Raw genomic sequence first — 13,818 nt, forward strand, 5'->3', positions numbered from 1 at the left:
TGGATAGAGGCCGCCCTTCCCGTCGCGGCGCTGACCGTGCTGGGCGCGCTGGTCAACCGGCTTGCTTGACCGCCCGTTCGAGCACGCTGCTCGGGCTCGGCTGGGTGGCCATCTCAGCGGCGACCTCGGCAGCGGCCGTGCGGAACCCGTCTTCGTCGAGCAGGCGCCGCACCATGGCGCGGATGCCGTCGACCTCGGCGGTGGCCGGATCCTGGCTGAGGCCGACGCCGCGGTCGGCGACCCGCTTCGCGGACATCGGGTTGTCGGCGAACGCGGGCAGCACCAGCTGCGGCACCCCGTAGAACAACGGCGCGGCCGTGGTGCCGGAGCCGCCGTGGTGCACGATCGCGTCGCAGGTCGGCAGAAACGCCGACAGGGGAAGGAAACCGACCGAGCGGACATTGGCCGGGAGTGTCCCGAGGTCGGTCAGGTCGGCCGTGCCCGCCGCGAGCACGACGTCGACGTCCATCCCGCCGAGCGCCTCGACGACGACCGTGAGGTTGGTAGTCCCGGACAGCGCGGGCACGACGGTGCCGAGAGTGACCGCGACGCGTGGCCGGTCCCCGCGCCGCAGCGCCCAGTCCGGCACGGCCGTGCCGCCGTTGAACGGCACGAACCGCATCGGCCACCACGGCACGCCGTCGCGGTGGTCCGGCTCGTCGCCGGTCAGCCCGCCCATGCTGGGGGCGCGCGGATCGATCCTGGCGACCACGGCCGGGCGCGCGTCGCCGATGCCGAGCTTGGCCCGCAGCAGATCGTCCAGCTCGTCCTCGCCGAAGACATCGTGCTCGGCGACCCATTCGGCGTCCCGTGCCGACCAGGAAACCCGGTTGCCCACCTCCAGCGACGGCACGCCCAGCGCGGACGCGGCGAGCATGCCCGCGGAGTGGTCGGAGGTGTAGACGATGAACTCGGCCCCGAACGCCCGCCCCGCCTCGATCGTGCCCTCGGTCATGGTGGCGGTGAACATTCCGAACGGGTTCCCGGATTTCCCGGCCAGGCGGTATTCCTCCGGCAGCTCGGTTTCCGGGTCGGTTTCGCCGCGGACGACCGACATCAGGTCGCCCCAGACATCGCGCTGCGGGAACACGTCGACGACCGGAAGCCCGGCACGCACGCACACATCGGTCATTTCCGACGTGGTGGCGAGCAGTACCTCGTGGCCGGCCGCGCGGGCGGCCCAGACCAGCGGGATCAGCGGAAGGGTGAGTCCGTAACCGGGTGCCGTGGTGAACAGGATCTTCATGACTCCACCTTGGCAGAATCCGGCTGCCTTGCGAGCGGGAGGGTTTTCGCGTTTGCTGGCGGTCATGGGGAACTCCGGCGTCGACGCGCTGCTGAGCGAATTCTGGGCATGGCGAACGGTCACCCAAGCGGATTCACCGGACGACCTGCCCCGCGTCGAACGCCCGGACGGCTGGGTCGCCGACTGGTCACCCGACGCCGTCGCCGCGCGACGCCGGACCCTCGCCGCGTTCGAGCTGAAGCGGGACGCGCTCGACCTGACCGGCGAGCCGATCCCGGTGCGGGTCAACGGCAAACTGCTCGATTCGGCGCTCGCGAAGGTCCGCTGGGAACTCGACCAGCTCCGCAACTGGCAGCGCAACCCGGGTTTCTACGTCGACCAGGCCCTGGTGCCGCTGCACGAAGTCCTCCTGGTCCGGCAGCCCTTCGAGGGCGAGCGCGCCGAGGCGGTACTCCGGCACCTGCGCCGCATCCCGGAGACTTTGGCCCACGGCAAGGAGAATCTGACCGGACACGCCGCCGCGCCGTTCGCCCGCTCGGCCGTCCAGATGCTCGACGGTGTGCGGCAGAAGCTCGAAACAGCCATGAGGGCTCTGGCGCCGCACCTGCCGTCGCGCCTGGCGAGCGAACTGCCTGACGCGACCACCCAGGCCGCGGACGCGCTGGAGACCTACCGCGGCTGGTTGAGCGAACCGCACGACTTCGACCCGGAGACCAAATCCGGGTCGCTCGAGTTCTTCCTGCGCGAGGTCGCGCTGCTTCCCTATACGCCGCAACGACTTCGCGAGATGGCCCGCCAGGAGTGGGACCGGGCGGTCGCCACCGAGAAAGTGCTCAAGAACCGCCACCGCGACCTCCTGCCGCCCGCGCTTCCCGCGACCGCCGCCGAGCAGGTGCGGGCACAAGACCGGGCCGAGCTGGAGATACGCCGGTTCTACGAGGAGCACGATCTGCTCAGCCAGCCGGAGACGCTCCGCCGCTATCTGCTCACCCCGATGCCCGACTACCTCGCTCCCCTGAGCTCGCTCGGCGTCACGGACGATCTCACCTCCGCCAGTCGCGTCGGCGACGACGCATTCCGCTACATTCCCGAACCCCGCGCGGACCTGCCGTACTTCGAGATCGCGGGCGCGGTCGATCCCCGGCTCGGCATTTGCCACGAAGGCGTCCACGCGCAGCAGCTGGCACTCGGGTGGCGCCATCCCGACCCCGCGCGCAGGCACTTCTACGACTCGACGCCGAACGAGGGAATCGCCTTCTACAACGAAGAACTGATGCTCAAGGCCGGGTTGTTCGACGATGCGCCCGCGAGCGCGCTGATCATCACCAACTTCCAGCGGCTGCGTGCGCTGCGCGCCGAGATCGACATCGCGCTCGCGTCCGGGGAACTCACCATCGAAGAAGCCGCCGAGCAGATCGAGCGGCGGGTTCCGGCGGACCGGCAGACCGCTTGGGAGGAGGCCGTGTTCTTCGCGGGATACCCAGGCCAGGGCCTCAGCTATCAGGTCGGCAAGCTGCAGATCACCGAGTTGATCGCGGATCTGCCCGCCGGTTTCGGGTTGCGCGAGTTCCACGACCGGCTGTGGCGCGAAGGCAACGTGCCGCTCGCGCTGCAGCGCTGGGAGCTGCTCGGCTAAGGGGTCACGAGTCCTGGGGAACCGGGTCGGCCGCGGGTTCGCGGTGCTGGGCCGGGATGACCGCGGTCCGGTCGGCCAGCAGGTCACGCCAGCGCCCACGGCCGACCCGCCAGTCGATCGACACCACGATCGCGGCCAGCTCGACCAGCGGGAACCCGATCGTGATCGCGACGGTGATCAGTTCGATCGCCAAGCCCGTCCGCACGGTCCACTCGCTCATCGGCACCACGATGGTGACCATGTACATCACGATCACCGCGAGGATGTGCAGCAGATACACCCCGGTCGCCAGCACGATCGCGCGCCGCCGGACGCGTTCGCCCGGCGCGCGCAGCGCGACCACGACGATCATCGCGACGAACAGCCCGATCAGGATCATCGCGGGCACGAACGACATCGGCGGTCCCGGCCGCAGGCCCAGCTGGACCGCGCCGTTGACATACCGGACCGACCACAGCGTCAGCAGCCCCATCGAGCCGGCGGCGCCGATGGCCGTCACCACCGCGCCCACCAGCGCGAGCTCCGACAGCGACTGCTTGAACCTGGCCTGCAGCGCGGAAATGCCGGTCAGCAGGATGACCACGCCGACCCCCAGTGTGCTGCTGGCGAGCATGCCCTGGGTGCTGGCGCGGGCGCATGCGGAGTCACCGATCGCGGAGCCGAAGATGAACGTGTCGGTGCCGAGCGCGAGCAGCGTGATGGTGAACAGCGCCACCGGGCCCGAGTTGTCCTCCTCGCCCTTGTACTGCACGAGGACGATCACCAGCGAGGCCAGCACCATGCTCGTCGCCAGGCCGCTGAACGAGCTGTACGCCGACGCCGCCTCCAGGAAGTTCCACTCCACCTGCTCGCACAAATCGCCCATGGTTGATCACTACACCGCCCGTCACTCCCCCGCTGGCGGTGACCACCGGAGGAGTGACGGAAGTACGCCTGTTCAGGCGGCACGTCACCGTCCTCAGCGGACAGGTCGTTGACTGCTACACGGATCGATGCAGGGGCGGACGGGCAGGCGGGTGTGCCCGTGGCGAGAGCCTTCCGGCGCACTGGAAACGGGCGTTCCGGCGTTACCGTCGATCCCGTGGTGATTCCTGACATCGACGCGTACGCAGATCTGTTCGCCGGGCTCGAAGGCGCGGCGCAGGCCGAATTGGCCGCTTGTTCCAGTGTCGCCGAATTGCGCGGCGTCGTGGAGCGATACGGCGGCGTGGAGCGGTTCGACGACCTCGTCGAGGTGCTCGGGGGTGATCCGGTTTTCGAGGATCTTCGGGCGGTGCTGACAGCCATGCCGTACGGCGACGTGTTCGCGCGGCCCGCCGGGAGCGCCGACGAGTGGGTTTGGGCGGCGTCGCGGGACGCGCCGGCCGGGGACTGGCAGCCGTTCGGCACGCTGGCGACGGGCGAGGACAGCCAGGTCGCGGCTGAGATCTCGGTGCTCGACGAGTCCAATGCGATCTATGTGCGTGTGCTGGGTGAACTGGCTGATCCGAGCCCGGAGGAGGCCGGGCGGGTGTGGGAGGACATCTGGACCAAGGTCACCGCGCAGGCGGTGGACTGGACGCCCGACGCCGGGGCTCGGATCGGGCAGGAGGTCGTCGACGCGTTCTATCAGGGTCTCACCGCGGAACCGACCGTCGAAGACCTCATTCAGGCGGTCGACGGGTTCGCCGCGGAAATCCGCTCCATCGCCACTGCGTAGCGCGAGGAGGAAAAGTGGGGAATGCGCCTTCGCTGTCGGAAAGCTACTACCGGAAAGTCATGACTTGCCGAAATAATTGGCGTGCGACACCTTACGATAAGCAATCAATCGAAGCGGTCGACGAATGTATCAAGGAGATCCGGCAGTTCTGGACGAAGATCGTGTTCTTGCCAGGCGAGCGGGAACGGCTTCGTGACGCGCTGAACGGGCTCGAAGAGGAGTTGCGGAAACACAAGGAAGCGGCTGCCAAGATGTCGCCCGAGGACACGGTGGCCGCGGTCGCCGCGGGATCCCCGGACGAGATGTATCCGGAGATCGGGCACGCCGAATTCCGGCGGGCCGCGAAGATCCTGTACGACCTCGCGCAAAGCCGGGGCGGGCTCGTCACGCCCGCGAACGACGCTGACCTGTCTACGGTCAAGCAGACCGTCACGGCCGTCTTCACGGGGTCCGCCGGGCAGATGACCGATCACCATCAGGAGATCGTCAAAGGTATTCCGGACTTCGTGGAAGCCGCGTACGGCAAGGGGTACGACGTCTTCGACACCGGACTGCACCAGGCGCTCGCCGACGCGGGCCGCGCCTATGTGCAGGCCTTCAACCTCACGACCATCGGGGTGCATGCCGACCAGGCGATGCCGGGCATGGGCTTCATCGACACCGAGAAGTATCCCCAGCTGAAAAAGCCCGCCCCCCAACGCAAGGACGGTGCCACATGACCCGTCCCGGCGACAGCGTGGACGACACGACCGCCGGGCTGGTGCTCGCGTTCGAGCTTCGTGACGACGACGAGGTGCTCGCTTGGTGGCGTACCGTCCGGGAAGCTCGGCAAGAGGCCGGCGACGACGTGGCCGTGCTGGTGGAACAGGTCCGGCGCGACGCGGCGGTTTCCGACCGGACCGTCGAGGTGTTCGCCGAGCTGGTCTCCGCTGAGGGCGTCTACCTGGTCGACCGGCTGCTCGAACTCGAGCCGTGGCTGCCCGCGTTGTTCTGGTCGCTGCGCGAGCCGCCGTTCGGCTGGGTGACCACGGCGCAGCGCGACGTACTGACGAGCGTTTGGGGCGCTGAGTGGGAAGCGCCATTGCGCGAGCAGCTGGCCGGGCTGTGGGGTCCGGACTGGGATGGCCATCCAGGCGATCACAAGGCCGTGTGGCTGGATGACCTGCTGGCCGAGTGGACGGCTCGACCGGCCGAACCGGAGCCGGAACCGCTCGCGGAAATGGTGTCCGGGCGCGACGCCGCGCTGCGGGAGGCTCTCGAGGAGATCCGGCGGCTCGGGGTGACCGCCCAGGACCTCAGTGACGAACAGGTCGCGGAAATGCTGGACAACGCCGTGCTCGCCGAGCTTTCCACGAAGGGGAAATGATGCCTCCGAAACGCCGGATCGACGAGTCGCAAAGCACTGACGAAAAGCCCGATGAAGAATCCGAGGAAGAATCCGAAGACGAAGCTGAGATCGACGCGACGCGCGCCGGTTCCGCTGTGCTCGCCATGCTCGAAGACGCGAGGAACATCATCCTGAAGCGGGCCAGGACGCTCGCCGCCGAGGTGGACGAGGCGTATCAAGGAGCGCCTGGCAGCGAGGACGTGTCCGACCGGTACACACAGGCGGCGCTCTCCGCTCCGCCCGCGACTGTGGCCGGGCCGATCGCGCAGGGGCAAGGCGGCGTCAGCAAGACGACGGTGCTCGCCACGACGCGAGGCGCCACCAGCACGATGCGCTTCGCCAACAACGTCACCTTCCGGGGAAAATGGGCAGCCGACGGACTGGCTTCCGGCGCGGGCCCGAAGAACGCGGTCCGCGATCTCCAGCTGTTGAACCAGATCTCCCAGTTACTGCTCAGTATCGGCAAGTCCACCGAGATCGAGGCCATGGTCGTCAACGACCGGATACTGGTGAGTGCCAACGAAGCCGGCACGGTCCAAGAGATGATCGGCCGGAAGCTGGCGGACCTGGCCGAGGGTTATCAGCCCTCCGGCGACGCGGACTACGACCGTAAGGCGCGCAAGACCCAGGGCGTGCTCAACGTCATGGCCGGTGACGACGACGCGCTCGGCGAGGAGCGCATGGCACGGCTCGCCGTGGACACCGACGTCTTCCCCGAACAGGAACCCGGGGTGACGGGAATCCTGGCGGCCCTGTCCCAGGCCTACCTGCCGATCATCGATGGTGGCCTGCCGAACAACGCCGCCACTCTCATCACGAACGCGGCGCTGGAATGCCGCATCATCGCGGTGAACACGACCGGGACGTCGCCGAGCACCTGCGTCCACGCCGAGCAGAGCCTGGCTCAGGCGCTCGTGCTGTCGGGGTGGCGCGGTCCGGCGTCGATCGCGGGCGGGAAACGCCCCTGCCTGTTCTGCTACGTGTCACTTCGACTCGTCCAGGAGCTCCACTGCCCGCAGCTTCGCTTCAACCGCCGCCCCGGCGGGGTGTGGACCGGGACGACCGCGACCGGTCTGTACGGCCTGTTGCTCAGCCTCGGCGCGGACGAGGCGATGTTCCGCCGTGCCGTGACCGCCGCGATGTCGGTGCCGCAGTACGTGACCGATCCGCGGCCGGGCGCGGAACCGGCAGCCGAGGTGACCGGCATGGGCGACGCCGTCACGCCGTCCAAGGGACGCGGCTTTCGCACGGACACCGGGACCCCGTCGGACAGTGAGGCCGAAGAAGAGGAAGAAGAAGACAGCGACTAGATCAGGCCTTCGCGCATGGCGAAGGCGACCGCGTGGGTGCGGTTGCGCAACTGGAACCGCCCGATGACACCGTGCAGCGCGTTCTTGATCGTGCGTTCCGAATAGGCGAGCCTCTCGGCGATCTCCTTGATCTCCAAGCCTTCCGAGATGAGGCGGAGCACTTCGATTTCCCGGCCGGACATGCCGGACAACTGAAGCCCTCGCGGCTCCAGGACCTGGCGCTGCAGTCTGGACACCTGCTCCAGCAGCCTGCCCAGCAGCTGGGGTGAGAGGACACCGTTGTTCGCCGCGGCTTGGGTGACTGCGCCGACGAGACGCTCGGGGGTCGCGTCACGGCGCAGGACGACGCCCGAGACGCCGACTTCGATCGCGTTGAGCAGCGCCGCGTCGTCGATGCCGGTGAGCACGAGGACTATCCGGCGGGACCGTTGCGCGCGCAGCTCTCTGACCAGACGCAACGAGGGCGCGCCGACGGCGTCCGCCACCACCAGGACGACCGGTGAGATGCCGGGCTCCGCCGGCTCCACCAGCCGCAGCTCCGGCCTGGCACGCAGCTCCGCTTTGACGCCGAGCTCGGAGATGCGGTCCAAGCCGCTGACCTGCACCGCGATTCGTTCCGTCATGCCGCCCCTCCCTGTGGTCGATTCTCACTGAACGCAGTATGCGGATCGCGCTCAGCAATCGCTCAACATCGGCCCACCCCGGCAAGGCAACACGCTGAACTGCTCTTTTCCTTGATGATCAAGGAAAAGCGGGCCCGTGATGTCATCACATCCGGGGCTTGCCGGGGTGATCACGCTCGGATACGGCGGTTCAGCCGAAGAAGACGGTGCCCAATGCGGTGATCATGCCGACCGGCAGCGGCGCCGGGTCGTTGCAGGTGGCCACCTGATCGCCGGACCGGGCGGCCGGGACCCCGTCGATCCAGACCGTGGGGCTGCCGGTGACGATCACGCCCAGGTTGGTCGGCGGGTTCGCGAAGGTGCCGTCGGGCGGCACGTGCGGCGGCTGGTTGACCGCCTGGCTGCCGACGACCGCGGCGGGGCGGCCCATGATCGACACGGTCGGGCTGCACTGGTTCGTGATGGTGCCCGAGAACGGCAGCTGCGCCGGGACGGGCACCGGTCCGCTCGGCGTCGGGACCAGCACGATGTGCGTGTCGACGGCGGTCACCCCGTCGCCCAGCTTGGCCGCGGGCAGTGGCATGGTCATGCTCCCGTCAGGCTGCCGGTGAACTCCACCTCGGGTGTACAGGCCTTCCGTGTGTTCTGGCAGGTCACGGCGACCACCACGGCCTGCCCGCCGGTGAAGGTCCAGCCCGGCTGATAACTCTGGCCGGTGAACGTGTCCAAGACGATCGAAAGCAACGTCTGATCGTCGCGCCGGATCTGCAACGTTCCCGCGTCGCGCGCGGTGTTCCGCAGTCGCACCGTGGTGACGGCCAGGGTGTAGCCGCGGCGCACCGCGTAGGAGAACAACTGGGCGTCGCCGGACACCGGTCCGGCGTCGGTCCGGATCCGCACGGTGTGCGGTGGAGACGCGCTCGACCGCGAGGCCGGGCTCGGCCCGCTGCCGCTCGGCTTGCCGGATCCGCCCGGTCGTGCGCCGGCGGAGGAAGACGCCGAGCCGCTCGCCGGACTCGAGGACGAGGAGGTGACCGAGGTCGGGGACGGCTGGGTCGAACGCGCCGTCGAGATCGGGGTGCTGGCCAGTATCGTGTTCAGCATGATCGCGAGCACGAGCGCCAGCGCGATCAGCAGGGCGAGCGCCAGCAGCAAGCCGCGAGGCAGCAGCTGCCGTTGCGTCATGATGCCGTTGAGCGGAAAGACATCCTCGCCCTCCGGGTGCACGCTGACCTGAAAGGGCAACGTCCGATCGACGCCTTTCCAGAAGGTCTTCTTGGGCCGTGCCTTGACCTTGACGAAGGTCGCGTAGCCGGCCTCGGCGAGCGCGGAGCGGGGCTTGATCCGGAAGTCCAGCCGGTCGTCGGGATCCGCCGCCGAGATGGTCAGCCACTTCGCCTCGTTGCCCAGGTTGTCCGTGGCGACGGTGTGCGCGCCTGTCCGCCGTCCGGCCGAGGACCGCGGCACCAGTTCGGTGACGATCGAGCTGAACGCCTCGACGGTCACCGTGCCCTCTTCGACGACCGAGCCTTCCGGATCTTCGCGGGAAAGGACCCGGATCGCGAACGGCTTTTCCCCCGCGAGCACCTCGGGTGACCTCGGCGGCGCGAACACGAGGTCGAGCTCCCGTTCGGCGTCCGGCAGCAGGTTGACCGACGGTGGCTCGACCCGCGTCCAGTCCGACGGCTCGCCGACGAGCAGCACCGTGCACTGATCGACGACGGGGCCGGTGTTCCGGACGCGGACCCGGCAGCGGGTCTCGGCGCCGGGGCGCGCGGTGCCCGGGAACGCGGGCACCACCACGCTCACGGCCATGGGCCCAGTGTGGCGGCCCGCCGGACTCCACACAGGACTCCGCCGCGCCGCACGCCGGGCACGAACCACGGTCCGAAAGGGCAAAAACCGTTACCTGCCACCGCAAACGGGTGATCCACAATTTGCGGGGCGTGCCGCGAATGGGTTAGCCTGCACAGCCGAGCAGAGGGGAGAACGCCGACATGGTCGCACTCCCGCGGTGCCACCGGAACCGTCATGCGGCGACGCGAACCCCGCTACCCCGAAGCCCTTTCGACCGGCTGCGCCCCGAGTTGCGGGATTTCCTCGTCCGGTCCAGCTGCCTGGGTGTTCTGGACGGGCCGATGTGCGACGCGGTGCTCGGCATCGAAACCGGTGCGGCGATGCTGCGCGAATTGGCCGAATCGGCGGCGGTTCTCCCCTGCGATTCCTCCGGGACCCTGTTTCGCTGTCACACCGCGGTTCAGCATCACTGCGAATCCGCGTTACCGTCGGCTCGGCTTTATCGCCGTGCCGCCGCCGAACTCGTCGCGCGAGGTTACTGGGCCGAAGCCTTCCGGGCGTACGCGCACGCGCAAGACTGGGCAGCGGCGGCCGAAACACTGTCCGCCTCCGGGAAAACGTGGCCGGCGCTGCGGGAGAGCGCGCACGTGCCCTCGGCATGGCTGCGTGAAGACCCCTGGGTCTGCCTGGCCGACGCGCGGCGGTTGCGTGGCAACGGCCAGTTCGCCCAAGCCTGCGAAGCCTATCGGGAGGCGGAATCGCGCTTCGCCGACGCGCGAATGACGCGACGCGCGGCCGTCGAGCGGGCGACGCTGGCTCACTGGCTGGGTCCGGGCATGGGCGAACCAGAACCGCCGCACGCAAGGGATGTCACTCTTTCGCGCTACCTCCACGACGTGGTCACGACGCGCCTCGACCACGTCGCGCTGCCCGCCGCCGGCGGCACCGAGCCGTGGTGGCTGCTCGTGCGCGGTATCGCGGCCGCCGTCGACGGCGGGCTCGGCCACGCCCGCGAACTGCTCGGCCCACTCGCTTACGCCGAAGACCGCTTCGTGTCACTCGCCAGCCGGATCACGTGCGTCATCCTCGGCGCCGACGACGCGGAACCCGCGTTCTCCCAAGCCGAACTCGGCAGGCTGTCCATCGAAGCGGAGTCGGACGGCTGGCTCTGGCTCGCCCGGATCGCGCACGCGGCCGCGGTGCTCACCGATCACCGGCTCACCGACGACGCGCTGGCCGTGCGTGCCGAATGCGTGCGGCTGGGCGACGACTGGGGCGCGCTGCTGACCGGCGTGGCGATCAGCATGGCTGCCTACCGCGCGGGCGCCGACGCCACCCCGGTCCTGCGTGAAACGATCGAACAGGCGCATCGGCTCGGTGCGGTGACACTCGAAACCTGGCTGCGGCTGCTGCTCACCGCGCAGCTCACCACCCATCACGACCCCGGCGCGCTCACCGAGGTGATCCACATCCAGCGGCACATCGCCCAGGCGCGGCCCCCGAGCCTGGGCGTGCCGCTCCCGCCGCCGAACCCGGTCCGTGTCGAGCTGCGCTGTTTCGGGCGGTACGAGATCGCGGTCGACGGTAACGCCTGCGACCTGACGGGCCTGCGCAGGCAGGCGAAGACACTGCTGTGGCTGCTGTCGGTCAACGCGGGCAGGCCGCTGCACCAGGAGGTGATCGCCGGGGTCCTCTGGCCCGATGTTGCGTTCGGCCGCGCCAAACATCGGCTCCACGTGGCGGTTTCGAGTGTGCGTGCCGTGCTGGGACCGAATTCGCACAGCCTCCTCGTCCGTGACGGGCCCGCCTACCGTCTCGTGCTGCCGGCGGGCAGCGAGGTCGACCTGCTGACCTTCCAAGACGCGCTGCGCGGCTGGCGATCCGGGCAAGCCTCCTTGCCGTCGGCCGGACTCAGCGCGCTGCTCGGCCGTGCGCTGAGCGCCTACCGTGGTGAGCTCATCGCCGAGGCGGGGCCCGCCGAGTGGCTGCTGCCCGAGCGGGAACGGCTCAGGACCGAGGCCGCGAACGCGACCGCCGCGCTGGCCGGGCTCCAGCTGCTGGGCAACCCGAGCCTGGCCGTCGAGACCTGCCTGCGTGGTCTGCGCGTCGACGAGTACCACTACGACCTCTGGCGGCTGCTCGAAGAGGCGTACACGCGGACCGGGAAACGGGCCGCCGCGGTGCACGCACGCGGACGTTACCTTGAGCTGATCTCGCCCTAGTGCGTGTCACTCGAGCGCGAAGAACTCGATCTCGGAGATCGCCACGTCGCTCTTTCCGTTCTGGGGAACGTAAATGTCCTCGACTTCGACGAGCACGGAGTTCACCAGATCGGCCTTGGTGACCTTCAGCGTCTGGTTGTCGGCCGTGTCCTGGGGTGTGAGCAGCACGGTCTCGTTGTTCGAGAACGTGAGCTTCAGGATCGACGGACGGCCGTTGTTCACGAAGTCGCCGGACGCGCCCGCGTAGACGATGATGTCGCTGATGATGTAGTCACCGCCGAACCGGACGGTGAACGCGGGCCGCCGCTGTTCGCTCCACGGTGCCGCCCAATACGTGTCGGTGTACTGATCGGTGAGGTTGGCGGCCACGTGCGGCGCGGTCTCGAACCGCGGGTCGCTCGCCGTCACGCTCACCGGCCGCACGGGTTTCAGCGACGGCCGCACGTCCTGATAGATCTCCTTCGCGGCACTGTTCAACGCCGTCCGGAACGGCGGATACGCGGCGTAGAGCAGCATCAGCAAGATCATGACGACCCCGATCGACGCCCGTATCCGGCGCAGGCCGACCGAGAACCGCCACTTCCGGTGCTCCGGGGTGCCTTTCTGGCCTGGACGGGTGCCCGCCTGGTGCCGACGGCGGCCGCGGAACCAGAGCTTGACGCGCTGCCCCCAGGTCGGCAGGACGATCTCGGCGTCGGCCAGCGACTCGCCGCACCGGCCGCAGAACCGGCGGGTCGCCGCGTTGCCCTCGCCGCACGCGCCGCAGATCAGGTCGCCGGGTTCCAGGCGCCTGCTCGGCTTGGTCTTGACGATCGCGCGTACCCGGCGCTGGACCGGTTGCGGCAGCACCTCCGGCGGCTGCTCCTCGATCGTCGCGCGCCCTTCGATGGGCTGGATCAACGTCGCCGCCAGCTCCGTGCGGCTTTCGGGAACCGGCGGCGGAGGTGGTTGGGGCATCGGGCGTGGCGGGGGTGGCGGGGGTTTCGGTGGTGCTCCCGGCGGTGACGGTGGCGCGGGCGGCTTCGGTATCCCCGGCGGTTTCGGTGCCCCCGGCGGCGCGGGCGGCCTCGGCACTCCGGGCACAGGTGGTGCCGGCGGCTTCGGCGGGCCGCCGGGTTTGGGCGCGGCGGCGGTCATCTCGACCGTGGCGCCGCCGCTGTGCCCTGGCAGGTAGACCCGCGCGGCATCGTGGGCGCGCTGCTTCCAGCCACGCTCCGGCGGCGGGGCGAGCTGGATCTCCTCGATCACCTCCGGCGGTATCTCGGGGGCGACCTTCTCCCCGTTCCATTCGAGGAAACGCCCGCAGTCCCCGCAGAACGCGTCGGCGTCCTCGCTCCGGTTTCCGCAGCTCCGGCACACGATCACGCGGTCATCACCACCAGCCTGTGTACGACGTGGACGGGTTTCGCCGCACGCACGACCGCCTCCACCGCGTCACGGGAGAACGCGGCCGGGTCGTTCGGGACGACCCGCACGGTCACCCTGGTGGCGTCTTCGGGTGACGGCGCCGTCGGCCGTCGTGACCAGGACACCCCGCCGCCTTCCTCGATCTCGACCGTGCCGTCGACCACCAGCGCGAGGTGCCTGCCGAGCCCGGTCAGCGTGCCGCGCATCCGGTACAGCTCGACGGCCTCGGCGATCACCGCGCGCTGCCGGTCGAACGCCCAGCTCTCGTCGAGCAGGACACCGAACCAGCCCGCCAGCCAGCGCACGAAGTCCTCAGGCGCGAGCAGCGGATCGAGATAGCCGTGCAGGCAGTCGATGGTGCTGATGATCGGTACCAGCACCTCGTCGAGCCCGGCCGTCCACCGCGCGAGGAACCGGTCCTCCCGGAGCACCGAGGGCAGCAGTGTCGCCAGTGGGTACGGCGATTCGACGCCGGGGGTGGCAGCGCGCAT

13 protein-coding genes are annotated in these 13,818 nt (G+C 69.3%); 6 read left to right on the forward strand and 7 right to left on the reverse strand.

Annotated elements, in window-relative coordinates; translation table 11 throughout:
- Nucleotides 1-52: 52 nt before the first annotated feature.
- A complete protein-coding gene (locus AB5J62_RS22380; RefSeq protein WP_370941858.1) occupies nucleotides 53-1,246 on the reverse strand; it encodes a nucleotide disphospho-sugar-binding domain-containing protein in 1,194 nt (397 codons plus the stop codon).
- Nucleotides 1,247-1,310: 64 nt separating this feature from the next.
- On the opposite strand from AB5J62_RS22380, the gene AB5J62_RS22385 reads away from it, so the two are divergent.
- Entirely contained in the window at nucleotides 1,311-2,882 is a 1,572-nt protein-coding gene (locus tag AB5J62_RS22385; RefSeq protein ID WP_370941859.1) for a DUF885 family protein, read from the forward strand.
- Nucleotides 2,883-2,886: 4 nt separating this feature from the next.
- On the opposite strand, the gene AB5J62_RS22390 is transcribed toward AB5J62_RS22385, so the two are convergent.
- Nucleotides 2,887-3,747, reverse strand: coding sequence for a hypothetical protein (locus tag AB5J62_RS22390; RefSeq protein ID WP_370941860.1), 861 nt, complete (start codon nucleotides 3,745-3,747; stop codon nucleotides 2,887-2,889).
- Nucleotides 3,748-3,963: 216 nt separating this feature from the next.
- Here AB5J62_RS22390 and AB5J62_RS22395 point away from each other — a divergent pair, with 216 nt between their 5' ends.
- Genes AB5J62_RS22395 through AB5J62_RS22410 form a run of 4 tightly spaced genes read left to right on the forward strand, consistent with a single transcriptional unit; the run spans nucleotide 3,964 to nucleotide 7,278 of the window.
- Nucleotides 3,964-4,581 carry a hypothetical protein gene (locus tag AB5J62_RS22395; RefSeq protein ID WP_370941861.1) on the forward strand — a complete coding sequence of 206 codons (618 nt, stop codon included), beginning with the start codon at nucleotides 3,964-3,966 and terminating at the stop codon, nucleotides 4,579-4,581.
- A gap of 14 nt (nucleotides 4,582-4,595) precedes the next feature.
- Nucleotides 4,596-5,300, forward strand: coding sequence for a hypothetical protein (locus AB5J62_RS22400; protein WP_370941862.1), 705 nt, complete (start codon nucleotides 4,596-4,598; stop codon nucleotides 5,298-5,300).
- Nucleotides 5,297-5,947: a hypothetical protein gene (locus tag AB5J62_RS22405; protein ID WP_370941863.1), complete on the forward strand. Its 651-nt coding sequence runs from the start codon at nucleotides 5,297-5,299 to the stop codon at nucleotides 5,945-5,947. Before AB5J62_RS22400 ends, AB5J62_RS22405 begins: the two co-directional genes overlap by 4 nt.
- Nucleotides 5,947-7,278, forward strand: a complete 1,332-nt coding sequence (locus AB5J62_RS22410) for a hypothetical protein (protein WP_370941864.1) — start codon at nucleotides 5,947-5,949, stop codon at nucleotides 7,276-7,278. The genes AB5J62_RS22405 and AB5J62_RS22410 overlap by 1 nt, the downstream gene beginning before the upstream one ends.
- On the opposite strand, the gene AB5J62_RS22415 is transcribed toward AB5J62_RS22410, so the two are convergent.
- The 3 genes from AB5J62_RS22415 to AB5J62_RS22425 form a co-directional block, all read right to left on the reverse strand.
- On the reverse strand, nucleotides 7,275-7,901 hold the full coding sequence (locus tag AB5J62_RS22415) for a response regulator transcription factor (protein ID WP_370941865.1): 627 nt from the start codon (nucleotides 7,899-7,901) through the stop codon (nucleotides 7,275-7,277). The genes AB5J62_RS22410 and AB5J62_RS22415 overlap by 4 nt on opposite strands.
- A gap of 190 nt (nucleotides 7,902-8,091) precedes the next feature.
- Nucleotides 8,092-8,490 (reverse strand): PAAR domain-containing protein, encoded by a 399-nt coding sequence (locus AB5J62_RS22420; RefSeq protein WP_370941866.1) that lies wholly within the window; start codon nucleotides 8,488-8,490, stop codon nucleotides 8,092-8,094.
- Nucleotides 8,487-9,716, reverse strand: a complete 1,230-nt coding sequence (locus tag AB5J62_RS22425; protein WP_370941867.1) for a hypothetical protein — start codon at nucleotides 9,714-9,716, stop codon at nucleotides 8,487-8,489. Before AB5J62_RS22425 ends, AB5J62_RS22420 begins: the two co-directional genes overlap by 4 nt.
- Before the next feature lie 323 nt (nucleotides 9,717-10,039).
- On the opposite strand from AB5J62_RS22425, the gene AB5J62_RS22430 reads away from it, so the two are divergent.
- On the forward strand, nucleotides 10,040-11,920 hold the full coding sequence (locus tag AB5J62_RS22430) for a BTAD domain-containing putative transcriptional regulator (protein ID WP_370941868.1): 1,881 nt from the start codon (nucleotides 10,040-10,042) through the stop codon (nucleotides 11,918-11,920).
- Nucleotides 11,921-11,926: 6 nt separating this feature from the next.
- Here AB5J62_RS22430 and AB5J62_RS22435 read toward each other — a convergent pair whose 3' ends face one another.
- Both AB5J62_RS22435 and AB5J62_RS22440 read right to left on the reverse strand, forming a co-directional pair.
- Complete coding sequence (locus tag AB5J62_RS22435) at nucleotides 11,927-13,285, reverse strand: hypothetical protein (protein ID WP_370941869.1); 1,359 nt, start codon at nucleotides 13,283-13,285, stop codon at nucleotides 11,927-11,929.
- A complete protein-coding gene (locus tag AB5J62_RS22440; RefSeq protein ID WP_370941870.1) occupies nucleotides 13,282-13,818 on the reverse strand; it encodes a phage tail protein in 537 nt (178 codons plus the stop codon). Before AB5J62_RS22440 ends, AB5J62_RS22435 begins: the two co-directional genes overlap by 4 nt.

Source organism: Amycolatopsis sp. cg5 (assembly GCF_041346955.1).
Classification (GTDB): Bacteria; Actinomycetota; Actinomycetes; order Mycobacteriales; family Pseudonocardiaceae; genus Amycolatopsis.